Source organism: Thermomonospora curvata DSM 43183 (assembly GCF_000024385.1).
In the GTDB taxonomy this organism is placed as follows: domain Bacteria; phylum Actinomycetota; class Actinomycetes; order Streptosporangiales; family Streptosporangiaceae; genus Thermomonospora; species Thermomonospora curvata.
This window is the reverse complement of the sequence record NC_013510.1, coordinates 318,566-343,549: the sequence shown is the minus strand read 5'-3', so window position 1 is coordinate 343,549 and position 24,984 is coordinate 318,566. Positions and strand designations below refer to the sequence as shown.

The following is a 24,984-nucleotide window of genomic DNA, read 5'->3' as shown; positions in this document are numbered from 1 at the left end:
CCGGCCACGGCGACGGGGCCCCAGCAGGTCCCGGGGACGCCCCCCGCGGGCACGCCCATCCCACCGGCCGCGGGTTCCCAGCCCACCGGCGAACCCGCCTCACCGGGAACGCCTCCCGCAGGCACACCCGTCCCACCGGCCACGGCCACGGGACCCCAGCCGATCCAGGGGACACCTCCCACGGGCACTCCCATCCCACCGGCCGCGGGTTCCCAGCCCGTTCCGGACGCCGGTGAGCCCGTCTCCCAGGAGGCGGCCGGGCACGGTGGACGGTCCGGTGAGGAGCCGGGCGAGGGCGTCGCCTCCCCGGAGGCGGGGCTGGAGGCGTTGTCGGCCCTGGCCGCAGAGCAGACCGCGGCCGAGCCGCCGGTCGACTCGGTGGCGGTGGCGGAGCGGACGCCCGACCAGCGGCAGCCGTACGCCGAGCTGGGCATGACCGAGGAGGAGTACCGGCGGGTCCGCCAGATTCTGGGGCGCCGGCCCACCGCCGCCGAGCTGGCGATCTACTCGGTGATGTGGAGCGAGCACTGCTCCTACAAGAGTTCCAAGGTGCACCTGCGGCAGTTCGGCGAAAAAGCCCCCAAGAGCGATGCGCTGCTGGTCGGCATGGGCGAGAACGCCGGCGTGGTGGACGTCGGGCGCGGGCTCGCGGTCACCTTCAAGGTCGAATCCCACAATCACCCGTCCTATGTGGAGCCCTACCAGGGCGCGGCGACCGGGGTGGGCGGGATCGTCCGCGACATCCTGTCGATGGGCGCCCGGCCGATCGCGGTGATGGACTCGCTGCGGTTCGGGCCCGCCGACGCCCCCGACACCCAGCGGGTGCTGCCCGGCGTGGTCGCCGGCATCAGCGGCTACGGCAACTCCCTGGGGCTGCCCAACATCGGCGGGGAGACCGTCTTCGACCCCTGCTATGAGAAGAACCCGCTGGTGAACGCGCTGTGCGTGGGGGTGATGCGGCACGAGGACATCAAACGGGCCCACGCCCCCGGCCCCGGCAACAAGGTGATCCTGTTCGGCGCGGCCACCGGCCCGGACGGCATCGGCGGCGCCTCGGTGCTGGCCTCGGCGACCTTCGATGAGGAATCGCAGGCCAAGCGGCCCAGCGTGCAGGTCGGCGACCCGTTCATGGAAAAGCTCCTCATCGAGTGCTGCATGGAGCTGTACCGCGAGGACCTCGTGGTCGGCATCCAGGACCTGGGCGCGGCCGGCGTCTCCTGCGCCACCACCGAGCTGGCGGCGGCCGGCACCGGCGGGATGCACATCGTGCTGGACGCGGTGCCGCTGCGGGACGCCACGCTGCGTCCCGAGGAGATCCTGATGAGCGAATCGCAGGAACGCATGATGGCCGTGGTCGAACCCGGCAAGGTCGACCGGTTCCTGCAGATCTGCGCCAAGTGGGAGATCCCCGCCACCGTGATCGGCGAGGTCACCGACACCGGGCGGCTGGTGATGACCTGGCGCGGCGAGGTGATCGTGGACATCCCGCCGGGCACCGCCGCCGACGAGGGGCCGGTCTATGAGCGGCCGTACGAGCCGCCCGCGGACCTGGCCTCGCTGCAGGCCGACACCCCCGGCCGGCTGGCCCGTCCCGCCACCGCCGAGGACCTGCGCAACACCGTGCTGTGGCTGGCGGCCTCCCCCAACCTGTCGTCCAAGACCTGGATCACCTCCCAGTACGACCGGTACGTGCTGGGCAACACGGTGCTGGCCATGCCCGAGGACGCCGGGGTGATCCGCCTGGACGAGGAAAGCGGCCTGGGCGTGGCGATCTCGCTGGACGGCAACGGCCGCTACACCCGGCTGGACCCGTACGCGGGGGCCCAGCTGGCGCTGTCGGAGGCGTACCGGAACGTGGCGGCCACCGGGGCGCGCCCGCTGGCGGTGACCAACTGCCTGAACTTCGGCTCCCCCGAAGACCCGGGCGTGATGTGGCAGTTCGCCCGGGCCGTGGAAGGGCTGGCCGACGCCTGCCAGGCGCTGGGCGTGCCGGTCACCGGCGGCAACGTCAGCTTCTACAACCAGACCGACGACCAGCCGATCAACCCGACCCCGGTGGTGGGGGTGCTGGGCGTGCACGACGACGTGCGCCGCCGGGTCGGCATGGCCTTCCCCGGCGAGGGGCACCTGCTGGTACTGCTGGGCGAGACCCGCGAGGAGTTCGGCGGCTCCGAATGGGCGCACGTGGTCTACGGCCACCTGGGCGGCCTGCCGCCGCTGGTGGACCTGGCCGCCGAACGGGCCCTGGCCTCGGTGCTGATCGCCGCGGCCCGCGAGGGCCTGCTGTCGGGGGCGCACGACATCTCCGACGGCGGCCTGTCGCAGGCCCTGGTGGAGTCCTGCCTGCGCGGCGGCCTGGGCTGCCGGATCACGCTGCCGGGCGACCCGTTCGTCACCCTCTTCAGCGAGTCCGTGGCCCGCGCCGTGGTGGCCGTCCGCCCCGGCGGCGAGGCCCGCCTGGCCAAGCTGTGCGAGGCCGCCGGCGTCCCGGCGACCCAGCTGGGCCGCGTCGGCGGCGACTCCTTCATCGTCGAGGGCCTGTTCTCCATCCCGCTGCACGAGCTGCGCGAGGCCCACGAACGCCTCCTGCCCAGCTACGCCTGACCGCATCGAAAAGGCCCCGCTGGGCGAGCGGCCCGGCGGGGCTTTTCCATTCCGCCCACGTCCTGAAGAGGGCACGGACGCTTCCCGGCCAGAAAACCGAGTTCTATCAACCACCTGATCACGGCCTGCACTGGAACCGGCGCCCCCTCCGTGGCCTGATGTTCGAGGCATCGACGGTTCTCAACATCTTGCAGCGGATCATGACCTCATGCGCCCTCGTTGTGCCCTGCCGCCGGCAAGTCAGGAGCCTTGCCAGGTCCTTCCACCCCAAGGGCACCAACGCCCGCTGATGCCGTTGGCCTGCTGGTGACGGCCGTTCGGACGCACTGGCGCTCGCTGGTGTTGCCGTCAGGGTGGCCGTCACCGCTGTCGGTGGGGATGGTCCGGAGTGCTCGTCCGCGCGGACGGGCAGCAGGTGGGACAGACGGTATCGCGCGGACGGGCGCTCCGGGGCGCAGGGGTCTGGGGGACGGCGCAGCTCCCCCAGAGGGGAGCTCGCTCAAGTCGGCGACACGATGCCTGCCGTCGGGCTACCGTGCTCGTGATGGTTCTCGCTCCCGTCGCGCTGGTTTGTGCGTTCTACCTGGGCGGATGCACAACCGGCGGTCCGCTGCAGAATCGGCTCGTATCCGGTGGGCTTCCGCCTCTGTAGCCTGCGGTTTTACTCTGGAGCCCTCATCACCCCTCAGAGGGATCGCAACCGAAGAACTGAAGTGGCAGGCCAAAGGGGAATCCAGGCCCTCATCACCCCTCAGAGGGATCGCAACCCCAGGTCTTGACAAATCAACAGGGAGACACATGACCAGCCCTCATCACCCCTCAGAGGGATCGCAACCTGGACGGCCGGCCGCTCACCCACGCCGTCCACATGCCCTCATCACCCCTCAGAGGGATCGCAACCTCATGCCGGTAGCGATGGTCGCCAAGCTACGCATGCCCTCATCACCCCTCAGAGGGATCACAGCATGGCCTCGGCAGCGCGAGTGATGTAGTCGTGGATTGCCTTATCGGTCCAGTGAGGGCCGCCGTGTTGTGGTGGGGATCCTGGTCAGCTTTGGGTGCTGTCCGGCCCGGCGGTTCGCCACCCGGCGACCGGCACTCACGCCGCATGCGCCGGGCGGCGGCACGCAGCGCCGCCGCTCTTGATCTCAGTAGGATGAATTCGGCAGAGTTGCGGGGTTAATGGGCACGAGTCTTCGTCAGGCGTCTGCAAGACGCCAGAGCAGATCGCGGTAATAAATCACAAACTGATCAACTGCGTTATCTATATCGTAGAAGTCTCGACTTCCAATTTCATCAAGCCTCGGACATTGCCTAATTTTTAACCTCCGGGATGCCAACCATAAAATTTTCCCTAGGATACCCGGTTTTAACAGAAAACCCACCCCTTCTAATCTTTATATAATTTTGATTGGGTACATCAAAGGTGCACCCATGACTTTCTAGTATTGCTCGAAGTTTGCGGAACTCTAGTGGAACATCTCCCGATTGCTTTGACGCCATCCGGCTTCTAAACCAGCCAGAAAGCGCTTGAACTTCAGCATCATCTGTCCGTTCAACATTTCCCAGGAGGGGAAAATTGTGAGCCACGACGGAAGTTACCATATCAAATAGCTCGTCCTCGGAGGTATTTACTAGATCGTAATTATTTCTTTCTAGTAGAATAAGGCTACTTACTAGGGCCGTGCGCTTGTTCCCGTTATCAAATGGGTGATTCATGGCGAGCCCATAGAAGAGTGTTGCCACTTTTTCACGGGGGCGCTCATATTTTTCTCTGCCACTAAACCCGGTATTCGGTCACTCAACCGCAGATATCAACCTTCCCACATCAAGAGGGTTACTGGAACCGAAGTCTTCATTGCCAAGAGCGCTGTTTGCAAGTCGCTTTCTAATTTGGAGAACTTCCTGAACTGTTAGCGGATGGAAAGGTGGGCCAGAATACCTAGTTCTTGCCATATGCAACCCCCGAAGATCTAGATGACGCACGAAATCATTACGTTCTCTGACTAGATGACACCTAGCGTGATGCCTAAATAGATTCCAACTATTAAGATGTTAGACATGATCCAGGCTGTTGTCTTCGATGTGGGCGAGTGTCTGGTTAATGAGACTCGGGAGTATGGGACCTGGGCGGACTGGCTGGGGGTGCCTCGGCATACGTTCTCGGCAGTGTTCGGGGCGGTGATCGCCCGGGGGCTGGACTATCGGGAGACGTTCCAGGTGTTCGTCCCTGGGTTTGACCTGACTGAGCAGCGGGAGAAGCGGGCAGCGGTGGGGCAGGCCGAGTGGTTTGGCGAGGATGACCTGTATCCGGATGCACGGCCGACGCTGGCTGCGCTGCGGGAGGCCGGCTTGTGGGTGGGGATCGCAGGGAATCAGACGGTGCGGGCGGGAGGCATCCTGCGGGAACTGAAGCTGCCGTGTGACATGTTGGCCACCTCCGATGACTGGGGGGTGGCCAAGCCGGATCCGGCGTTCTTCAAAGCTGTGGTGCGGGAGGCGCCGTGTGAGGCGGGGGAGATCTTGTATGTGGGGGATCGGCTGGACAACGACATCCGGCCTGCGGTGGCAGTGGGGTTGAAGACGGCGCTGATCCGCCGGGGTCCGTGGGGAATCATCCAGCAGGACGATCCGGATGCGGACCGGTTGCCGACGATGCGGATTGATTCCCTCACGGAGTTGCCCAGCAGAATCGCGGAGTTCAACGCTTCAGCGCGCTGAGGGTGGTCTGCCACCCGTACAGGCGGTCGTCTAGGCGGCGTACGCATTCGCGGTCGGCCCATGGTTCCAGGTCTCGGCGGACGCTGAGGATGCGGTCCATGCCGGTGGCATACCAGGTGCGGGTCAGGAGATCGAGGGCCTCTTCGGCGCGGGCGCATGCGGCCTCGGGGTTGCCTGCGGCTGCCTCGACGGCGGCCAAGTCTCCGAGAATGACACTACGCTGCTTGATGTCTGCGGCGGGGAGGCCCTCCAAGACCTTGGTGAGAGTTTCGCGGGCTTGGGGGATGTGGCCGGCTTTGAGTTCGGTGCTGCCTTTGAAAGCGGCCAGCCGGATGGGTGAGAACCAGTTGAACCAATCCGGTGAGGCGTGTTCGTTGCCTTCGGCGATGACCTCTTCTCCATGGGCGATCAGGCGCAAGGCCTCACGGGTGCGTCCGCAGCGGGTCTCGCACTCGGCTTCTACGGCATCCAGCCATGCGAGGAACTCGACGGATGCGGGGGCTCGGCGGACGTAGGTGCGGGCGGCGCGCATGCGCTCGGCGGCCTCGTCGCGGCGGCCTGCCCAACCGGGGACGAATGCGGCATGGGCCAAGATGGCGGCTCCTAGAAGGGAGTCGTCGGCCTCGCCTGCGGCTTGCAGGGCGCGGACGAAGGTCTGATCGGCCTCCTCGGGCTGGCGGAGGTCGAAGAACTCGATGCGTCCGGCCAACAGTAGGGACTCAGCCAGCGCAGTGGCCAGGACTCGGCGGGCTACTCCGGTGGTTTCAGCCAGCAGCTGTGTGCCCAAGCGGGTGTGTTCGACCACGGCGGGGTGCATCTGGGCTGGTTGGACGCTCCAGTACAAGCGGCGGTGGGCCACGGTGATGGCGGCATAGTCGGCTCCGATGGTGTCGGGCTGAACGGCGGCTGTGGCCTTCGGCAAGGGCAAGGCGGCTCCGCTGCCATGCTGGGCCGGCTGAGAGCTACTCGTGGGGAGCGTGCCTTCGGCCTGAGTGCCCCATGGCGGGGTGAAGCCAAGCTGCTCAATCGGCATTTGCAGTACGTGAACGATGAGCCGCTGGTGGTCGGCGCGGGGCCACGGCGGGTTGGCCGACTCCCAGCGTCGAACCTGCCGGACACTGACCTCGATGTGGCCAAGCCCCAATGTGGCCGCTGCCCGGGTGAGGGCGTCGGCGAACGCTTGCTGTGAGGCGTATCCAGCGTGCTGCCGGGCAGCTTTAAGCCGCGTGTTCCCTGCTGATCGAGCCATTGGGACATAACCTCCAGACGGTAGCTAACGACCTCAGATTAGCCTCAGAAGCACCTTTTGAAGGACTTTCTAGGCCCTTAGATCAGCATTCTAAGCCATAAAAGTCCCATCTAAGTCCTATTAGAGTCCTTCACCTGGCCTTTGAGGAAGTCCAAGCTAGGTTGCGCCACCTCGGATGGGCGACAGCACCTAGCGAGGGCGGATGAACGGCAGGCGAGCCACCACGGACCGTCTCAGCTGCCGTGGGCGGGGTCGGGAGTTGGTCTCCTCCAGCCGGGGCCTGCTCGCGGCGTGCAAGGGGTGATGACCCGGATCCGAGCTCCTGCCGTGTGCCGTGTTCGTGGTGCCTGCCTACCCGGCAGGTGGCAGCGGCGTGATGGACTGCGGAGTCGGTGGCATGCAAGGTGGCCGGGCCGGCACATTGTCCCTTCTCTGATCGCACCGCCCAGGGAAGGGAGGGCGGTCACACTGCGCGTCACCGGTCCCGCTCAAAGACAAGTCAGGAGCAGGGGTCGTGGGCTTTGATCGCAAGCAATTCGAGGCGGCGAACGTGACCGGGGCGTTCGGGCCTCGCCGAGTGCACCTGGCCGCGCTGGATGCCGAGCTGTGCCGGCGGCCCGGCCTGTTGTGCGGTCTGGTCGAACGGGATGGACTGCGGGTGCTGCGAGTCATGCTGGAGGGTGCGGCGCTGCGGGCCGTTGAGGTGGACTGCCGGGGAAAGCCCGGCGGGTGGGTGTTCACCTGCGCTGACACCGGAAAGCCACTCGGGGCGGTGGACGATCCAGCGGCGGTAGCCGACCGAGTGATCGACGTCCTGGCTGATCGGGTGGCCCGATGACTGCGGCGGCCACAAGCGCGAGTGGGCCGGCCTCTCCCGTTGGCCCTGCCCGTTCTTCCGGCCTGGTGGAGCCGGCGGCGGAGGACGTGGCGGTGCAGAAGTGGTACTTGCAGGCAGTGACCCGGGTGTACGGGCCGTGGACAGTGTCCAAGACGATCAGCGCTCGGGAACGGGCGCTGGCGATCCGGCGGGTCCGCTACGCCACCGACGTCCTGGCCGACCTGGAGGCGCGGTTTCCACGCGCGGAATCGAGGCGCGGATGGGAGTGAGCAGGGGTGCATGATCACAGCGGGGTGGTTCCGGTGACGCGGGAGTGCCCGCTGGTCTGCCTGGGCCTATCCCGGCATGCGGCCAATCCGTTGCGGTTCCATCTGGGGAGCAGGGCGACGGTGGGCCAGGTGCTGCGGCTGTGGGAAAACGACGAACTCCAACGCGTCCGCGGCTTGGGGCCGCGGCGGATCGGGGAAATCACCACGGCATTGGTCGCAGCGGGGTTCGTGCTGACTCCCCACGGTCATCGCTGACTTCTCCGGCGCTGATCACCCTAGACCCGTGTGGGAGGTGCCGGCTGGGCGACACAGCGCGGATGGAGCTGGTTGCTCGAAGCGGAGGTGGAGCAGCGCAGGGGCGCGCGTATCGGCGAGTGATCAGGTGGTCCTGACGGCCGGACGCGGCGCTTTCCGCCCTCCATGCATCCGGGCGAGGCCTGCTGACCGAAGAAGTGGGCATCTGTGCCCTGGCCGGGCATGCCGATCCCGACTTCACCCTGTAGACCTGCGCGCACCTGATGCCCCCAGCCGTGACCGTATGCACCTGGCGACCGGACGAGGCCTGGAAGGCGATCGGGATGCCGCCCGTCCCGTGCTCTCTGCACAGAGCACATAAGCCGCGGCCCTGGTCAGGGCGGTCTCCGGTCAGAAGACCGAGATGTGCACGTGGTCGTAGTGGTTCTGGGTGATGCTGCCGCGGTCGGACATCATCTTCCAGCCGCCGCTGCTGCGGACGTCCCAGATGCGCTGCTTCCAGATGATGTACTTGATGCCCAGGCGAGTGGCGTTCCTGATGGCGTAGGCGGCCACCGCGTCGCCGTGGGCCAGGCGGGAGGGAGAGGGCATCTGCCCGGCGGTGCTCTCCATGAAGTCGCAGGCACGGCCGGAGCCGTGGTCCAGCGGGTCGCCGGGGCGGGTGCAGCCGATCACCGGGAACGGGCCGAACTTCTCTTCGATCTCGTCCCGGACCTTGATCATGCGGGGGGTCATGCCGCCGGTGCCGACCATCGGGGATTCCGGCTTGTAGCGGCGCAGCAGCTGGCGGACCCGCTCGCGTTCCTTGGCGATGTCGGCGATTTCCTTCTCGAGGATCTTGATCTTCTTCTCGGCGTCCCGGCGGGCCCGCTCCTGCTGGGCCAGCAGGGTGTTGATCTCGGTGACCTTGGCCGCCTGGGTCACCGACAGGTGGTGGGCCAAGGATGCGTTGCTGAGCACCCGGTTGGGGTCGTCGCTGGCCAGGACCTGCACGGTCGGGTCCAGGCCGTTGCTCATGTAGCGGGAGGCGGCCAGCTGGGCGACCACGTCGCGGGCGGTCTCCAGGTCTCTGCGCAGCAGTTTGACCTTCAGCAGCGCTTTCTTGGCCTGCAGCCGGGTGTCGCGCAGTTGCTCGAGATTGCCCCCGTACTCCTTCTCCAGGTTCTTGATCTGCTGAGTCAGCTCAGCGATCTTCTGCTCGTTGCCCGGTTCGGCCGCCGCCGGAGACGTCGCCGTCGCGGAGGTCAGCACCAGCGCCCCGGCGGCCGCGGCGAGAGCCAGAGCCGCGCGGCGCAGCCCGCCGCGCACCCCGCGAGCACCACGAGTGGAGTCAGGGGTCTCCACGTCCTCTCCTCTCCTCATCGCCTACCGGGTTAGCTGACGGGTTCGGACCGGGAGCTCGGCCCTGTCGCGGCCTGGATAGGGCCGTGAGTTCACCCCAGGTCTAGGTGGGTCCCCGGTTCCCGGGCGCAGGAGGGCGCCACGGGATTCGGCCGACGGCGCACGGGCCGCTCGCCGCACGCCGAAAGGCTCGCGGACCGCAATGCGCCGTCATGCGCTTCGCCAAGATTAAACCCCTTGTGCATCGGAGGTGGCTATGGTCCCTATACGGCGCTCCCGGAACATCCGTTCAATCACAAAAGCCGAACCGGTCCGCGTGCGAGGGCTCACAGACGGCCTTTGTACAGCAGGCGGTTGGGAGTGCCCTTGCCGGCGGGCAGGCCGGTGACCCGGCCCTTGCTGGCGTTGTTGATCAGCCACTTGTACACCGTGGCGGACTTGGCGCGGGGGTGGCGGGACAGGTAGAGCGCCGCGGTGCCGGCCGCGAACGGGGCCGCCATGGACGTGCCGTCCAGCACCTTGCTGGAGCCGTTGCGCCAGGTGGAGCGGATGCCCTGGCCGGGGGCGTGCAGGTCCACGCACTTGCCGAAGTTGGACCAGGGGGTCCGCTTGTCGCCGGGGGCGATCGCACCCACCGCGATGACGTTGGGGGCGCCGGACGGGGAGAAGCGGCAGGCGTCGTATCCGCGGCTGGCGCCGTCGCCGTTGCCCGCCGCGACGATCACGGGCACACCCGAGCGGGCCAGCGCGGCGACCGCGTCGTTGGCCGCCTTGGAGCGGCTGCCGACCAGCGACAGGTTCGCCACCGCGGGCTTTTGGGCGTTCTTGCGCAGCCACTTCACCGCGGCGATGACGTCCGACATCATGCCCTGGCCGTAGCGGTCCAGCACCCGCAGCGAACGCAGCTGCACGCCCTTGGCCACGCCGTAGTGCTTGGCGCCGATGATGCCCGCCACGTGGGTGCCGTGCCCGTTCTGGTCGCGGTGGTTGCCCTTGAAGCGGGGGGCGGCCCACACGCTGCGCGCCCGCTTGCCGAACTGCTTGTGCTTGATCTTGATGCCGGTGTCGATGACGTAGACGCGCACGCCCTTGCCGGTGGATTTGTAGGTGTAGCTCTTGGAGAGCTTGGGGACGCGCTGGTCGATGCGGTCCAGGCCCCACGGCAGCGGGGCGCGCTGCACCGCGCCGATCCTGACGATCTGGTCCTGCTCGATGGCGGCGACCTTGTCGCTGCGCCGCAGCTTGTCGAGCTGCTCGGCGGTGAGCTTGGCGGAAAAGCCGTTGAGCACCCCGTCGAAGCGCCGCACCCCGGTGGCGCGGATCCGGCCGGCCTCGGCGGCGGTGGAGGCGCCCGGCTTCAGCGTCACGATGTACTGGCCCGGGACGGGCGTGCCGTTCGCGGCGACCTGCACCAGCACCGGCTCCGGCTTGGCCAGCAGCGGCACCGCCGTCGCGACTGCGACACCGGTGGCAAGTGTGGTGATGAGCAGCACCTTCGGCCCGGTGACTCGCACAGAGAACTCCTTCGGGAGGGGGAGGCCGCCTATCGCGGCCCGAAGAGAGGCACGAGTGACAGAAGGTAACCGTAGTGGATGCAAGCGCATTTTCGGCGCCGAATCCTGACATGCCCAGTGGGCCGTGCGGTCACTGCCTGGTCAGGTCGGCCCGGTAGCTCAGCGACGTGCCGGGCTTGGCCCAGGCGTAGTCCAGCCCGCCGCCCGGCTTGCGCGTCACCACCACCTCCCCCGGCGTGACCGTCTTGCAGCCGGGGTTGGGCCGCAGCGACATCTCCAGGCGGACGCCGGTGCCGCGGGTCAGGGTCAGCGTGCAGACGCAGTTGCGCGGGTAGACCGCCCGCGCCGTGGTCTCCCCGCCGCGGAAGGTCACCCGGATGGGGAAAGTCGCGTTGCGCCGCTGGTTGATCGCCGTGCCCTGCCAGGTGCCCTCGAAGGCCTCCGGGACGCTGGTGACCGGGCGGTTGTCGGCGGCCGGGCGGCTAGCCCCCGCCGAGCCGCCGGTCTTGCCGGAGGAGTCGCGCAGCTGCGGCCACAGCACCAGCACGATGATCGCGGCCCCGGCCAGCACCCCCACCGCCAGCGACACCAGCACGCCCAGCGGCCGGTTGGCCCGGCTCGGCGACCTGGCCGGCGGCGGCTCGGGCCGGCTCATCTGCGCCGGGGCCGGGGTCTGCCAGGCCTCCTCCGGCCAGGGCGGGGCGGACTGCTGCGCGGTCGCCGTCCGCTCCCCGAAGGCGCCGAGCTGCGGGTAGACGGCGGTCTCCGCCTGCGCGGAACGCGGGGCGGGCGCTTCGCCGGACGGCGTCACGATCTGCGTGGGAGCCTCCACCGGATCATCGAAGCCCGGCACCGGGTTCTGCGGCCACGGCTCGGCGGCGGCCACCACCGGCCCCGGACGCGGCGGGCGTTCGGCGGCCAGCTCCCGGGCCTCGGCGATCATGGGCTGGGGCATGCCGGCCACCATGCTCTCCTGGCCCAGCAGCCAGTCGAGCACCTGCCGGGCGGTGGGACGGGCGGCGGGGTCCTTGGCCAGCGCCCCGGCCACGATGCCGCGCAGCGACGGCGGCAGCTCCTCCAGGGGCGGTTCCTCGTGCAGGATCCGCCGCATCACCTCCGGCGCCGGGCCCTCGCCGAACGGCGCCCGGCCGCAGGCGGCGAACAGCATGACCGCACCCCAGGCGAACACGTCCGCGGCCGGCCCGGCCTCCGCGCCGTCCAGCTGCTCGGGCGCCAGGTAGGCGGGGGTGCCGGGGGGCGGGGTCAGGCCGCCCGCCCGCAGCGCCCGCACGATGCCGTAGTCGGTCACCCGGGGGCCGTCGGCGCCCAGCAGCACGTCGGCGGGTTTGAAGGCCAGGTGCACCAGCCCGGCCCGGTGCACGGCGGCCAGCGCGGCGGCCGTGCCGACCGCCAGCCGTTCCAGCATGCCCCGGCCGCGCGGCCCCTCGGCGGCGACCAGTTCCTGCAGCGAAGGCCCGGCCACGTACTCGCCGACCAGGTAGGGCCTCTCGTCGGCGATGCCGACCTGCCGCACGGCCGCGGTGCAGCAGGTGTCGATCCGCGTGAGCGCCTCCAGCTCGCGCAGCAGCCGGGCATGCGCCAACGGGTCACCGCCGAGCCGGGCGTGCAGGAGTTTCACCGCCAGCCGCCCGCCGCCCGGCCCGCGGCCCAGGAAGACCACGCCCTGCGCGCCCTGCCCGATCCGGCCGAGGAGGCGGTGGCCGCCGATCCGTTCGGGATCGTTGGGGTCCAGCGGCCGGGCCTGAGGCATCGGTAGACCTCCGTGCATAACTCTCCGCCATGTGGGCGACTGCCCCGCATGCCCCTGCTTCGGCTGGCTCCCCCATGCCAGCGACCCGTCCCTTTTTACCGCCTGACCCGCGGCCGGGGACGCAGAGCATCGAACGTACTGCCGGTAACGTCGATGTCGATGTCCCGATCACCTCTCAGCCGCGCCGTGCTGAACGAACAGCTCGCCGCGCTCGGCCGCCCCCCATATGAGGGCCCGGACGATCCCGCGGCGCTGCGCCTGGCCTGCCCGGAGGCGGTGCTGGGCGCCTTGGACGCCGGCCTGGAGCCCGCCCGGCCCGTGCTGCGGGGCGCCGTGCGCGCCCTCCTGGACCGGCTGGCGGCGGCCGCCCCCGGCCGGTCGGTGGAGGTCCGGGTCCCACCGTACGCCGCCGTGCAGTGCGTGGCGGGCCCTCGGCACACTCGTGGGACGCCGCCCAACGTGGTGGAGATGGACGCCGTCACCTGGGTGTGCCTGGCCACAGGCCGGCTGGGCTGGCAGGAGGCGGTCGCGGCGGGGCGGGTGCACGCCAGCGGCCCCCGTTCGGACCTGTCGGCGCTGCTGCCGGTGCTCGCGCCGTGAGGCCGGCGGGCTCAGCGGCCCTCTAGGGACGACTGGGAGCGGGCGAAGGGGAACTCCTGCTCGATGCAGCGCTGCCGGTCCAGCTCGGTGGGGTAGCGGTCCACGTCGGCGCAGCGGGCGGCCTTGGTGAGCATCCAGTACAGCCCCAGCGCCCCCACCAGCAAGGTGACCAGGCACACGGCGATGCCCGCGACGGCGAGCCCGCGGGTGCCGCCGCGGTGGGCCGCCACGATGCCCAGCACCAGCCCGGCCATCGCCATCACCAGGCCGCTGCCGCACAGCAGCAGCGCCGGCAGCCCCACCAGGCCGAGGACGAGCGAGGTCATGGCCATGCCGTCGCGGCTCTGCCGGGCGGGGGCCTGGGAGCGCTGGTAGCCGGGGACGGTCATGGCGGGAACCTCCAGGAGCCGCGACGTGGGCGGACACACGTCGTATCCCAGCTTCCCGCCCCCCGGCCATGCGCGCCGCGCGCGCAGGTAAAGGTCACGCCCAGGGTGGGCAAACAACGGCCGCCGCGCGGCGGGGCCGCCGCCGCTTCGCCGGCCGCCTCGGCGACAGAGCAGCCGAATCGGGCATCTAGACTGGCCGCGTGACTCAAGGTGACGGACGACTGAGCCACGACCTGGACCCCCACGACCGCGGCCCGCAGGACGCCTGCGGGGTCTTCGGCGTGTGGGTCCCCGCGGACGAGGCGACCCGGGCGGAGGTGAGCAAGCTCACCTACTACGGCCTGTACGCCCTGCAGCATCGGGGGCAGGAGTCGGCCGGCATCGCGGTCAGCGACGGGGCCCGCATCGTGGTGTTCAAGGACATGGGCCTGGTGGCGCAGGTCTTCGACGAGTCGGTGCTGAACACCCTGCGCGGGCACGTTTCGGTCGGGCACTGCCGCTACTCCACGACCGGCTCGCCGACCTGGGAGAACGCCCAGCCGACGTTCCGGTCCTCCAGCGACGGCAGCCTGGCCCTCACCCACAACGGCAACCTGATCAACACTCCGGAGCTGGCCGCGAAGCTGGACCCGGGGGAGTTGGCCGGCACCTCCGACACCGAGGTCCTCACCGCACTGCTGGCCTCCCGGGGCGGGCCGGGCACCGGCACGTTCGAGGCGGCGCTGCAGGTGCTGCCGACGGTGCGCGGCGCCTACTCGCTGGTCTTCATGGACGAGCGCACTCTGTATGCGGCGCGCGACCCGCAGGGCATCCGGCCGCTGGTGCTGGGCCGGCTGCCGGTGGCCGGGCACGCCGGGCACGGCGGCCAGATCCGCCAGGGCTGGGCGGTGGCCTCGGAGACCGCGGCGCTGGACATCGTGGGCGCCCAGTTCGTCCGGGAGATCGAGCCCGGTGAGCTGCTGGCCATCGACGAAGGCGGGCTGCGCTCGCAGCGCTTCGCCGAGGCCGACCCCAAGGGCTGCCTGTTCGAGTACGTGTATCTGGCTCGTCCCGACACCACCATCGCCGGCCGCAACGTGCACTCCACCCGGGTGGAGGTGGGCCGGCTGCTGGCCCGCGAGCACCCGGCCGACGCCGACCTGGTGATCCCCACCCCCGAGTCGGGCACCCCGGCGGCGATCGGGTACGCCGAGGCCTCCGGCATCCCCTACGGCCAGGGGCTGGTGAAGAACTCCTATGTCGGCCGGACGTTCATCCAGCCGTCCCAGACCATCCGCCAGCGCGGCATCCGGTTGAAGCTGAACCCGCTGCGCGAGGCGATCGCCGGCAAGCGGTTGGTGGTGGTGGACGATTCGATCGTGCGCGGCAACACCCAGCGGGCGATCGTGTCCATGCTGCGCGAGGCCGGCGCCGCCGAGGTGCACGTGCGGATCTCCAGCCCGCCGGTGGCCTGGCCGTGCTTTTACGGCATCGACTTCGCCACCCGCGCCGAGCTGATCGCCGGGAGCCTGAACGTGGAGGAGATCCGCGCCTCGCTGGGCGCCGACTCCCTCGGCTTCATCTCGCTGGAGGCGTTGATCTCCGCCACCCGCCTGCCCGCGCGGCGGTTGTGCCGGGCCTGTTTCGACGGCGAGTACCCGATCCCGGTCGAGGAGGACGCCCGCGGCAAGTACCTCCTCGAGGGGGCGGGCAAATGACCGCGGCCCAGCGGCCGGTCAGCTACGAGGCCGCCGGGGTCGACATCGCGGCCGGCGAGCGCGCCGTGGAGCTGATGAAGGCGAGCCTGGCCAAGGCGCGCCGCCCGGAGGTCGTCGAGGACGCCAGCGGGTTCGCCGGGCTGTTCGACGCCTCGGCGCTGCTGCGGTACCGGCGTCCGCTGCTGGCGACCTCCACCGACGGGGTCGGCACCAAGGTGGACCTGGCCCGCCGGCTGGGCGTCTACGACACCATCGGACGCGACCTGGTCGCCATGGTGGTGGACGACCTGGCGGTGTGCGGGGCCGAGCCGCTGTTCATGACCGACTACATCGCCTGCGGCAAGGTGGTGCCGGAGCGGATCGCCACGATCGTCTCCGGGATCGCCGAGGGCTGCGCGCTGGCCGGGTGCGCCCTGGTGGGCGGGGAGACCGCCGAGCATCCCGGGCTGCTGGAGCCGGACGAGTTCGACCTGGCGGGGGCGGCCACCGGGGTGGTGGAGGCCGACGAGATGCTCGGCCCCGACCGGGTGCGGCCCGGGGACGCGGTGCTGGCGATGGCCTCCTCCGGCATCCACTCCAACGGGTATTCGCTGGTCCGTCACGTGCTGCGGATCAGCGGCCTGGAGCTGGACGGCGAAGTGGCCGAGCTGGGACGCCCGCTGGGCGAGGAGCTGCTGACGCCCACCCGCATCTACGCCCGGGACTGCCTGGCGCTGGCCCGCGCGGGCGGCGTCCGCGCGTTCGCCCACATCACCGGGGGCGGGCTGGCCGCCAATCTGGCCCGTTCGCTGCCGGGCGGGGTGGACGCCCATCTGCGGCGCTCGTCCTGGACGCCGCCGCCGATCTTCACGGTGCTGCAGGAGCACGGCAAGATCCCGCAGCCGGAGATGGACAAGACCTTCAACCTGGGCGTCGGCATGGTCGCCGTGGTCGCCCCGGACGCCGCCGACGCGGCGTTGCGCCTGCTGCAGGAGCGGGGCGTGCCCGCCTGGGTGCTGGGCGAGATCACCACCGGCACCGGCGCCGTTCACCTGGTCTGACCCGCCCGGCTCCGCGCCGCGTCCCGTCTTCCGGCATGTGAATCTTGGGCCGTCCCGAGGCCGGGACGGGGGGCGGGCGCCGGCGGCGGCCGCAAAAGGTCAGAACCCGCGCGGGCGGGGAGTCGTCCCAGTGATCGTGACCATCGTGCGACGGGTATGGGCGGCCGTGCGGGCACGGCGGCTGGCCGGTCCGGGTGCCGTGGCCCTGGCGCTGGCGGGTTATGCGGCGCTGCTGCCCACCGGGTGGTTCTATGCCGGCACGGCGCCGCACCGGGCGTCGGTGACGACGGTGGAGGCGGCGCCGGTGGCGCTGGTGCTGGGGGCGGCGGCCTGGGGGGACGCGCCGTCGCCCTTCCTGGCGGGCCGGCTGGATGCGGCGGCCGAGCTGTACCGGGCGGGCAAGGTCCGGGCGATCCTGGTGACCGGGGACAACAGCCGGGAAGGCTATGACGAGCCCACCGTGATGTGGAACTACCTCACGGCCAAGGGGATCCCCGGGCACAAGGTGGTCCGCGACTACGCGGGCTTCGACACCTGGGACTCCTGCGTCCGGGCCAAGCGGATCTTCGGGGTGGAGCGGGCGATCGTCGTCACCCAGACGTTCCACCTGCCGCGCGCCGTGGCGCTGTGCCGGGCGGCGGGCCTGGAGGCCACCGGGGTGGGCCACGACAGCATGGCCACCGCCGCGCTCCCGACCTGCTATGGCTACTTTCGCGAGACGCTGGCGTCCCTCAAGGCGGTCGTCGATATCGCCACCGGACGGCAGCCGCGGTTCCTGGGTCCTCAGGAGCCCGGTGTGCGGCGGGCATTGCAGAGCCCGTGACGGGCGTCCCCGGGAAGCCCCCGGGTCATGGCCGTCTGAAGGATGTGAGCCGGACCTCTATGTGACAAACGCCGCTGCCCCGCTCTGACGGCGGAGCAGCGGCGGGAAGTCATGCGACCGGCGGCTCAGCGCCCCGACTTGTCGTCCTCGCCGTCGTCATCGTCGTCGGCGTAGTCGGCGTATTTCTTGGCGAGGTCCTCGTAGGAGTCTTCATAGGGGTCGCGGCTCGGCGAAGAGACTCCCAGCTCCTCCTTCAGGCGGTCGAGATCCGTGCCGCCGGTGTTGTACTTCAACCGACGGGCAACCTTTACCTGCTTGGCCTTGGCTCGGCCGCGCCCCATGGCTCGACCCCCTCGATGGTCAGGACCTTATGTCCCATCTACGCTCGCGTACGCCACACGCGCTGACGCAACCTCACTCTTACGTCAGCTACTACGGATACAACCGTACCCGTTTTGCGCCCAGCTCGGTACGTGGTCTGTACGGTGGCACGCTCGCTCGGCGGCCTCCAGTGTAACCAGTGGTCGCAACCGCACCCACCGAGGTCCCGGCGCTTCGGCCGCCGCGGGCGCATGCGGAGCGCGCACAGGCCGCAGGCGAGCCGTGCACGACGCGCAATTGCGCCTTGTACACGGATCGCATACGGGCCTTGCCCGCAGGCGCCCGCGGCGGCCGTGCCTTCAGCCGCCCAGCCAGATGCCGCGCAAGCGGCCGACGGCGGTCATGCGGCGCTCGGCCAGCCGGTCGGCCGCCACCGCCGGGGGCACCCCCTCCTCGGCGGCCAGCGCGAAGATCCGCTTGGTGGTGTCGAAGATCTGCGCCGCCTTGGCCTTGGCGCGCTCGAAGTCGAAGCCGGTGATCTCGTCGGCGACCTGGATCACGCCCCCGGCGTTGACCACGTAGTCGGGGGCGTAGAGGATGCCGCGGTCGGCCAGGCGCTTTTCCACCCCCGGATGGGCGAGCTGGTTGTTGGCGGCGCCGCACACCACCTTGGCGCGCAGCAGGGGCACGGTCTCGTCGCTCAGCGCGCCGCCCAGCGCGCACGGCGAGTAGACGTCCAGGTCGGCCCGGATGAGGGCGTCGCGGTCGGCGACGACCTCGACCTCGGGCCAGCGGCCGCGCACCCGGTCGATCGCGGCCGGGTCGACGTCGCAGATGACCACTTCGGCGCCGTCCTCGCGCAGGTGCTCCACCAGGCGGCGGCCGACCTTGCCCACGCCCTCGATGCCGACCCGCCGGCCGCGCAGGGTAGGGCTGCCCCAGGTCGCCTCGGCCGCCGCCCGCATGCCCTGGAAGACCCCGAAGGCGGTCAGCACGGAAGAATCCCCGGCCCCGCCGTTGGCGACGGTGCGCCCGGTGACGTAGCGGCTCTCGCGGGCGACCACGTCCATGTCCTCGCTGTAGGTGCCGACGTCGCAGGCGGTGTAGTAGCGGCCGCCCAGCGACTGCACGAACCGGCCGTAGGCGCGCAGCAGCGCCTCGGACTTGTCGGTGGCCGGGTCGCCGATGATGACCGCCTTGCCGCCGCCGTGGTCCAGCCCGGCCAGGGCGTTCTTGTAGGCCATGGCCTTGGACAGGTTGAGCACGTCGGCGAGCGCCTCGTCCTCGGAGGCGTACGGGTAGAAGCGGGTGCCGCCCAGCGCGGGGCCGAGCGCGGTGGAGTAGATCGCGATGATGGCGCGCAGGCCGCTGGCCTCGTCCTGGCAGAAGACGACCTGCTCGTGGGGGGATCCGGTGCCCTTGTGGGGCGCCCCGAAGACATTGGTCACGGTAGTGACTCCTTTCTGCCTCGGGATCAGCCTAGGGCGGCGGAGGGCGGCTGGGGAGGGCCGCGCCCGAGCTCGCCGCACGGATGCCGGAGATGTTCCCAAGTGGGGTTTTCCGCGGCCGGCCGTCGGTGACATCACGCCGCCGTTGCTCCGCAACGCGGGGATTTCGGCGGGGACGGCGTGACACGATGCGGAAGTGTTGCCCTACGCCGCCTACCTCCGGGTCTATGAGCCCGTGACCGCCTTCCCCGAGCCGCTGCGGTCGCTGTGGGCCGCTTATGCCGAGTCGGGCCGGCGCCCCCGGCGGGCGCAGGCGCTGGCGGCCGAGCACGGTGAGGCCGTGCGGCGGTTGGTGTCCGTGCCGCCGGTGGTGGCGCCGGATTCCGAAAGCAGGCACGCCTACGTGCGCCGGGCCGGGGGGATCACCTACATCTGCCCCTGGGAGACCCGGCTGCGCTCCTGGCTGGCCTTCGCCCGCTTCCGCGCCGGGCTGCCGCCGGGGGTGTCGGCCGCGTTCGTCCCGGAGGGGCAGGCGGAGCGGATCACGGGGGAGTTCGAGCGGTGGAAGGCGAGCGGGCACTCGCTGCGGCCGCACATCCTGTCGAGCACCTGGCACGTGCCGCTGTCGTGGTTCGTGCCGTTCGACCCGGCGGAGCGCTGCCTGCTCCTCGGCGATCGGGATCCCGGCGGAGGCAACGGCGCCCCCAACGGGCTGAACGGGCGGCACAGCGGCGCCGAGGGGCATCCGGGAGAGGGAACCTTCCCGGCCCGCTTTGAGGATCCTGTGGGGCTGCGTGGACCCGCCGGGGCCTGGGCCGCCGACGCCGGGGGCGCCGGACGGGACCGCCCGGCCGCGGGCTCGTCGATGCGCACGCTGATCTACGTGACCTCCATGCGCGAGGCGCGGCGCCGGCTGGAGCGGGCGCAGCGGCTGATCGCCACCGGCCCCGAGGGCGGGCCGGAGCCGGCCGAGCTGGAGGCCGTCGCCCGGCATCTGGCCGCCTTCCATGCGGCCGCGCTGGTGGAGCTGGACTACGGCGGGCTGGTGCACCTGATCGACGACCGGCGGCTGCGGGCCGATGAGTCGGTGCACGAGATGGCGGTGGCGCTGGCCGCGCTGGAGCGGGGCGAGCCGGAGCTGGCGGTGGCGATGTACCAGCGGCTGGGGGCCCGCTGGCGGCCGGTGCGGGCGCTCGAATCCGCGAACTGACCAAAATTCCTAAATCCGCGGGCGATGCGACCATACGTGTCGCTAGAATCACGCAGCGTGATGCAGTCACCACGAACACACAGTTGTCGCCAGGGACTTGATTGTGGCGCTCTGTGGTGGCAGGGTTACACCTTGTGATGTCATAGTGGCTCTTTCGGGCCATAGAGGACATCGGTGACCGCGTGATCAGTATCGGATCGCAGGATCGTATCGGTCCACGGAGGAGAGGCCGCACAACATGTCAGCACGAACGCCAGAGGCCGAGCCCCTGCTGACGCCGGCAGAGGTGGCGACGATGTTCCGAGTCGACCCCAAGACCGTCACCCGCTGGGCGAAGGCGGGCAAGCTGACCTCCATCCGCACGCTGGGGGGTCACCGGCGGTATCGGGAGGCCGAGGTCCGCGCGCTGCTAGCGGGCATCCCGCAGCAGCGCTCGGAGTAGCGTCCCGCCCTCACCGGAGGGCGGAACGCACTGCCGAACACACCGGGTGCCCGCACGGGCACCGTGTTGGGGGGCGGCTAGGAGGCCGCTGAACACCGTCGTCTCAGATGGGCGCCCAGCAGCACCCGCCAGGGGGCTGCCGGGTGAACCCGGCGGGGAGTCGCTTTCCCGGCGGGCCCTCCGCCCGCAGCGGGCGGGGTCGTCCGTCGTCCGCCCCGGCCGGGGGAGTCCCCTCAGGGACGGGAGCCGTCAGCGGCCTCCCGGACGAAAAACCCAGGTCCCGGACGCATGGCCGGGGCTTGGCAGAACGCACGACCCTATGTGGTCGGCGAGTCCCCGCCCGTGCCCGTACGCATCGAGCCACGGGCACGGGCGGGAATTCTCGTATCAGGGCTTCCATCTCGCAAGAACGGGACGGTTCCGGGGCCTTGCCGAGGCGGGGTTCGCAGGCCCTCTTCAACGCGCTGATTTCCGCCGTCGGAACGGCTCCCCGCAGGCAAGGGCGACGCGCGGGCCGGTGGGAGCGGAGCCGGGCATCCCGCCGGCGCAATCACAGAGTGAGAAAAATCACTCTTCGGGCTTGCCCCGCTCCTCTTGGGTGAGACGGTCGAGCATGGCGGCGATCTGGGGGTCGTGGCGGCCCGCCACGTTCAGCAGCATCACGATCTGGTCGACCAGGAGCCGCTCCAGCTTCCGGCGATCCAGGTCGCGCTGTTCCAGCCAGTCCATGGCCGCCGTCTCCACGCACGCCATCCACGAGCGCAACGTGATGCGCAGCACCGGGTTCGGCCCGGATGCGCCCAAGGCGTGCAGGATGCGGTCCAGCAGCAGGCTGCGGATGCCGTTGACGATCTCCCCCACCTCGCCGGAACGGTCCGCCGGGCCGCCGCGCAGCAGCGCGCCGTAGCCGGAGGCGTGGCTTTCCACGAAGTCGAAGTAGCGGCTCAGCGACACCCGCAGCCGCTCCAGCGGCTTGCCCTCGGTGGGCGGCTCCAGCAGTACCGACAAGCGGTTGGCGGCGCTGCGCAACGCCGCCACATACAGCTCGTGCTTGCCGCCGAAGTAGTGGTAGACCAGCGCCCGCGAAGCGCCCGCCGCCACCGCCACGTCGTCGATGGAGACCTCATCGGGCGGCCGGGTGCTGAACAGCTGCAACGCCGCCTCGATCAGCTCATCGCGCCGCTCATCGACGCTGAGCCGGCGCCTGCCCTGCCCGCGCCGCCGCCGTGCCGGGGAGGCGAAGCGCTCGCCGCTCACCATCCCGCCCACCGGTCACCGCGCGGGAAGGACGGCGCGCCCGCCGGGCCCCCTCCGACACCCGCTTGCCGGGCCCGGCGCCGCCCGGCCGCCCGCCGTCCCAGGTCACGGCCCGCTCCCCAGCCATGACGCCCCCGCACGCGACCTGCGGGGGCGGTGTGTCGAAGAAGGTCTGCCGCCTCGCTCACCCTGGCGTCCACCGCCCCATCTGCACTCGGCCGCCGGAAGCGCACGGCGGAACCGGCCAGGTCCACCTCCGCGCCCCGGGGTCAATCGGCCGGGGACACCGGCTGGGACGGCCCTCCGCCGTCCGGCTCGCCCTCGCGTCCCGCCGATCGCTGGCAACCACCGGCGGCGCCCGGCGGGGGCGCCGCACGTCCCGTCACTGCGCAGCGTAGCCGAGGAACGCGGGAGCCGAGGGGGCGCCCACCCCACCCCGCGGGTGCGCTTTTGGTTGCTGTGATCCACAACACCACAGATCACAATCCCCATTGACGTATGACCGTTACTCCTTGTTGCGACCATTTGGAGCGCTCGCGCGGCATCATGGCTATCTCCTCCACTTGCGAGGGAGATGTCCCGGATCAGATCACCCCCGATCGACGCTGGGGCGTCAAGGCGGCAGGTCCTGCAAGGCCCCCCGACAGGAGTGCCATGTCTGCTCGTAAAGGTGTTCCCACCGCCGGAGGCGGCAAAGGCGGTGAGAAAGGCGGTGGGTCTGTGCCGGGCCCCACCACGCCCAAGCCGACCATCCGCAACGTCGCCGAACGCGCCGGGGTGTCCAAGTCCCTGGTGTCGCTGGTGATGCGCGGCTCCCCGCACGTCAGTGAACGCCGCCGCCAGGCGGTGCTCAAGGCCGCCCGCGAGCTGGGCTACCGGCCCAACGCGGTGGCGCGCAGCCTGGTGGAGGGCCGCACCCGGCTGATCGGCGCCATCGTCGCCGACCTGCACAACCCCTTCTTCGCCGAATTCCTGGACGGCCTGCAGGAAAGCCTGCACGGCGAAGGGCTGCGGATGCTGGTCGGCAGCGGCCGCTGGGACCCGTTGTTCGAGGCCGAGGCCGTCGAGGCGTTCCTGGAGATGCGGGTGGACGGGCTGGTGCTGCTCAGCGTCGTCCCCGACTCGCTGCAGGAGGCCGCCGCCAGCGTGCCGGTGGTGGTCGTGGGCGAACGGGACGTGGCCGGGGTCGACATCGTGGTGGACGACGACGAGCTGGGCGCCAGCCTGGCCGTGGACCACCTGGTGCGGCTCGGGCACCGGCGCATCGCGCACATCGAGGGAGCGCCCTCCACCACCGCGCGGTACCGGCGGGCCGGCTATGAGAGCGCGATGCGCAAGCACGGGCTGGCCGACCAGATCGTCGTCGAGCCCGGCGACTTCACCGAGGAGGGCGGCTACCGCGCGGCCCGCAGCCTGCTGAGCCGCCCCGACCGGCCGACCGCGATCTTCGCCCCGAACGACCTGGTGGCCACCGGGGCGCTGTCGGCGGCCGACGAGCTGGAGCTGCGGGTGCCGGCCGATGTGTCGATCGTGGGATATGACAACACCCACCTGGCCGCCATCCGGCACATCTCGCTGACCAGCGTCGATCAGCCCCGCCGGGACATGGGGCGGATCGCCGCCGAAATGCTGTGCGCCCGGATCGGGAATCCCCACCGCGAACCCAAGCAGAAGTTGGTGGTGCCGCATTTGGTGGTGCGCTCCACCACCGGCCCCGCCCCCACGTTGTGAACTTGCCCTCGCAAAGCCTTTCGCCAGAGATTCCCCTGGTCGTGAGAGTCCGGTAAGAGGCGGGTCAAGCCTGGCGCAATAAGCGGGACGCGGGCCTGCCATAAGGGGTTAATGGAGTCCGCCGTTTCCCGGCCGGCGACCCGCCGTCGTCCGGCCGTCCGGCGCATGTCGGGCAAGTCACGCTCATCAGGGGGTGGATCCGTGCGTGATCCAGAGTTGGCGCTGTGCGCACAGCGCGCGGCAAGCGAGCTGGAACGTGCCTGGTCACGGTGGCGGCGCGCGCACGGGCTGGCCGGGCGCCCGGCGGAATCGGTGGCCAGTTACGTGACGCACTCGCTGGATCATCCCTGGGGCCGTCCCCGGGTCGTCTTGGGCCTGGACGCCGAGGAGGCCCGTGCGCTGGCCGCGCTGCTCGGCCGTCTCGACCCGCCGCAAGGCCGCCCGCAGCCGCCGTCGACCCGTCCGGGCGCCCCCAGCCACCCGGAGGGCCGGGCGCAGGCCCCGTTCGCCCCGGTGGGCGCGCCGCTGACGCGCCTGGCTCCCCCGCCGAGCTGGGCGGCCGTCTCCGCCGCCCGCACCGGCGCGCCGGCCGGGCCCGCGGATGTCCCTTCCAGCCAGGTGGACACCCTGCCCAACCGCATCAAGGACTTGCTCAACGGCACGCACCCGCCCGCGGAACGGCCGCAGGAACCGGACTCGCAAAGCGGTACGACGCCCACGCCCAACGGCGCCGCCCGGCCCGCCTTCCCGCCGCAGAACTGCGTTGAAAACCCACCGAACGGCACGGGCGCACCCGCGGGACAACCGGATTCACCGGCCCCCGCAGAGCCGCCGCAAAACCACACCGGCAAACCGCTGAACGGCACGAACACGGCCGCAGAACAGACCCAGGAGCTGCGCCTTCCGGGCGCCTTGCCGAACTGCGCGGACCTGCCGCCGAACGGCACGGCGGCCCCGCTCAACGGCATCGTCCGGCCCGCCGGACGGCCCGCCCTGGCCGCTCTCCCGCCGGGCCGCGCGGATTTGATGCAAAACCGCGCCAAGAACCCGCCGAACGGCACGGGCGCACCCGCGGGACGGCCGGATTCACCGGGCCGCACAGAGCCGCCGCAAAACCACACCGGCAAACCGCTGAACGGCACGAACACGCCCGCAGAGCAGGCACCGGACTCGCCGGGCCGGGCGGCCCCGCCGCCGAGCGGTGCGACGGTCCTGTTCGGCGGCATCGTCCGGCCCGTGGAACGGCTCGCCTGCGTCGATGCGCCGCCGAGCGGCCCCGCCGAGCGATTCATCCCCGTCGATCTCCAGGTGGAGCCGCCGCAGGGCCCCGCCGTGAGCTCGCCGGGCAACGGCGCGGACGCCGCGCTCGGCAACACCGACAGGCCCACGGAATGGCTCATCCAAGTCGGCCCGCCGCCGGGCTGCGCGGGGTCACCGCAGTGAACCCTTTTCAACGCACCGTCT

Annotated in this window: 20 protein-coding genes, 1 pseudogene, 1 CRISPR repeat array and 1 riboswitch; of the genes and pseudogenes, 12 read left to right on the top strand and 9 right to left on the bottom strand. The window is 70.6% G+C overall.

Annotated elements, in window-relative coordinates; genetic code table 11:
• Window positions 1-327 precede the first annotated feature (327 nt).
• Window positions 328-2,604 (top strand): phosphoribosylformylglycinamidine synthase subunit PurL, encoded by a 2,277-nt coding sequence (gene purL / locus TCUR_RS01535; RefSeq protein ID WP_012850699.1) that lies wholly within the window; start codon window positions 328-330, stop codon window positions 2,602-2,604.
• 671 nt (window positions 2,605-3,275) lie between these two features.
• Window positions 3,276-3,570: a CRISPR direct-repeat array (repeat unit 31 nt; unit sequence GCCCTCATCACCCCTCAGAGGGATCGCAACC).
• 348 nt (window positions 3,571-3,918) lie between these two features.
• On the opposite strand, the pseudogene TCUR_RS28520 reads toward purL, so the two are convergent.
• Window positions 3,919-4,356, bottom strand: a pseudogene (locus tag TCUR_RS28520) (type II toxin-antitoxin system death-on-curing family toxin); the annotation flags it as partial.
• A gap of 309 nt (window positions 4,357-4,665) precedes the next feature.
• Between TCUR_RS28520 and TCUR_RS01530 the strand changes: the two are divergent.
• Window positions 4,666-5,325, top strand: coding sequence for an HAD family hydrolase (locus TCUR_RS01530; protein WP_041440545.1), 660 nt, complete (start codon window positions 4,666-4,668; stop codon window positions 5,323-5,325).
• On the opposite strand, the gene TCUR_RS01525 is transcribed toward TCUR_RS01530, so the two are convergent.
• Window positions 5,306-6,574, bottom strand: coding sequence for an NsdA family TPR-like regulatory protein (locus tag TCUR_RS01525; protein WP_041439184.1), 1,269 nt, complete (start codon window positions 6,572-6,574; stop codon window positions 5,306-5,308). The genes TCUR_RS01530 and TCUR_RS01525 overlap by 20 nt on opposite strands.
• Window positions 6,575-7,088: 514 nt before the next feature.
• Between TCUR_RS01525 and TCUR_RS01520 the strand changes: the two genes are divergently transcribed.
• On the top strand, window positions 7,089-7,412 hold the full coding sequence (locus TCUR_RS01520; RefSeq protein ID WP_012850696.1) for a hypothetical protein: 324 nt from the start codon (window positions 7,089-7,091) through the stop codon (window positions 7,410-7,412).
• 92 nt (window positions 7,413-7,504) lie between these two features.
• Window positions 7,505-7,681 carry a hypothetical protein gene (locus TCUR_RS27655; protein ID WP_245536952.1) on the top strand — a complete coding sequence of 59 codons (177 nt, stop codon included), beginning with the start codon at window positions 7,505-7,507 and terminating at the stop codon, window positions 7,679-7,681.
• A 645-nt stretch (window positions 7,682-8,326) separates the two neighbouring features.
• Here the strand turns inward: TCUR_RS27655 and TCUR_RS01510 are convergent.
• The 3 genes from TCUR_RS01510 to TCUR_RS24520 form a co-directional block, all read right to left on the bottom strand.
• Window positions 8,327-9,280 carry a coiled-coil domain-containing protein gene (locus TCUR_RS01510; RefSeq protein ID WP_012850693.1) on the bottom strand — a complete coding sequence of 318 codons (954 nt, stop codon included), beginning with the start codon at window positions 9,278-9,280 and terminating at the stop codon, window positions 8,327-8,329.
• Between the two features lie 3 nt (window positions 9,281-9,283).
• Window positions 9,284-9,426: riboswitch (cyclic di-AMP (ydaO/yuaA leader) on the bottom strand.
• Window positions 9,427-9,603: 177 nt separating this feature from the next.
• Window positions 9,604-10,791, bottom strand: coding sequence for a S8 family peptidase (locus TCUR_RS01505; protein WP_012850692.1), 1,188 nt, complete (start codon window positions 10,789-10,791; stop codon window positions 9,604-9,606).
• 130 nt (window positions 10,792-10,921) lie between these two features.
• A complete protein-coding gene (locus TCUR_RS24520; protein ID WP_012850691.1) occupies window positions 10,922-12,562 on the bottom strand; it encodes a serine/threonine protein kinase in 1,641 nt (546 codons plus the stop codon).
• 159 nt (window positions 12,563-12,721) lie between these two features.
• Here TCUR_RS24520 and TCUR_RS01495 point away from each other — a divergent pair, with 159 nt between their 5' ends.
• A complete protein-coding gene (locus TCUR_RS01495) occupies window positions 12,722-13,162 on the top strand; it encodes a sterol carrier family protein (RefSeq protein WP_012850690.1) in 441 nt (146 codons plus the stop codon).
• Window positions 13,163-13,173: 11 nt separating this feature from the next.
• Here the strand turns inward: TCUR_RS01495 and TCUR_RS01490 are convergent, their stop codons facing one another.
• On the bottom strand, window positions 13,174-13,551 hold the full coding sequence (locus TCUR_RS01490; RefSeq protein ID WP_012850689.1) for a DUF4190 domain-containing protein: 378 nt from the start codon (window positions 13,549-13,551) through the stop codon (window positions 13,174-13,176).
• Between the two features lie 200 nt (window positions 13,552-13,751).
• Between TCUR_RS01490 and purF the strand changes: the two genes are divergently transcribed.
• The 3 genes from purF to TCUR_RS01475 all read left to right on the top strand — a co-directional run bounded on the left by purF (window position 13,752) and on the right by TCUR_RS01475 (window position 17,111).
• Window positions 13,752-15,248, top strand: a complete 1,497-nt coding sequence (gene purF, locus TCUR_RS01485) for an amidophosphoribosyltransferase (protein ID WP_012850688.1) — start codon at window positions 13,752-13,754, stop codon at window positions 15,246-15,248.
• Window positions 15,245-16,288, top strand: a complete 1,044-nt coding sequence (gene purM / locus TCUR_RS01480; RefSeq protein ID WP_012850687.1) for a phosphoribosylformylglycinamidine cyclo-ligase — start codon at window positions 15,245-15,247, stop codon at window positions 16,286-16,288. Before purF ends, purM begins: the two co-directional genes overlap by 4 nt.
• A gap of 136 nt (window positions 16,289-16,424) precedes the next feature.
• Window positions 16,425-17,111 carry a SanA/YdcF family protein gene (locus TCUR_RS01475; protein WP_281055099.1) on the top strand — a complete coding sequence of 229 codons (687 nt, stop codon included), beginning with the start codon at window positions 16,425-16,427 and terminating at the stop codon, window positions 17,109-17,111.
• A gap of 125 nt (window positions 17,112-17,236) precedes the next feature.
• On the opposite strand, the gene TCUR_RS01470 is transcribed toward TCUR_RS01475, so the two are convergent.
• Both TCUR_RS01470 and TCUR_RS01465 read right to left on the bottom strand, forming a co-directional pair.
• Window positions 17,237-17,452 carry a DUF3073 domain-containing protein gene (locus TCUR_RS01470; protein ID WP_012850685.1) on the bottom strand — a complete coding sequence of 72 codons (216 nt, stop codon included), beginning with the start codon at window positions 17,450-17,452 and terminating at the stop codon, window positions 17,237-17,239.
• Between the two features lie 339 nt (window positions 17,453-17,791).
• A complete protein-coding gene (locus TCUR_RS01465) occupies window positions 17,792-18,880 on the bottom strand; it encodes a Glu/Leu/Phe/Val family dehydrogenase (protein WP_012850684.1) in 1,089 nt (362 codons plus the stop codon).
• 196 nt (window positions 18,881-19,076) lie between these two features.
• On the opposite strand from TCUR_RS01465, the gene TCUR_RS01460 reads away from it, so the two are divergent.
• Complete coding sequence (locus TCUR_RS01460; protein ID WP_012850683.1) at window positions 19,077-20,090, top strand: DUF8083 family protein; 1,014 nt, start codon at window positions 19,077-19,079, stop codon at window positions 20,088-20,090.
• A 238-nt stretch (window positions 20,091-20,328) separates the two neighbouring features.
• Complete coding sequence (gene bldC, locus TCUR_RS01455; protein WP_012850682.1) at window positions 20,329-20,532, top strand: developmental transcriptional regulator BldC; 204 nt, start codon at window positions 20,329-20,331, stop codon at window positions 20,530-20,532.
• Window positions 20,533-21,099: 567 nt separating this feature from the next.
• Here bldC and TCUR_RS01450 read toward each other — a convergent pair.
• Complete coding sequence (locus TCUR_RS01450; protein WP_012850681.1) at window positions 21,100-21,792, bottom strand: TetR/AcrR family transcriptional regulator; 693 nt, start codon at window positions 21,790-21,792, stop codon at window positions 21,100-21,102.
• A gap of 717 nt (window positions 21,793-22,509) precedes the next feature.
• Here TCUR_RS01450 and TCUR_RS01445 point away from each other — a divergent pair.
• Both TCUR_RS01445 and TCUR_RS27650 read left to right on the top strand, forming a co-directional pair.
• Window positions 22,510-23,520, top strand: coding sequence for a LacI family DNA-binding transcriptional regulator (locus tag TCUR_RS01445; RefSeq protein ID WP_012850680.1), 1,011 nt, complete (start codon window positions 22,510-22,512; stop codon window positions 23,518-23,520).
• Window positions 23,521-23,631: 111 nt separating this feature from the next.
• The gene (locus TCUR_RS27650) at window positions 23,632-24,963 is read left to right on the top strand and encodes a hypothetical protein (RefSeq protein WP_245536951.1); all 1,332 of its coding nucleotides are present in this window, start codon (window positions 23,632-23,634) and stop codon (window positions 24,961-24,963) included.
• Window positions 24,964-24,984: the final 21 nt, after the last annotated feature.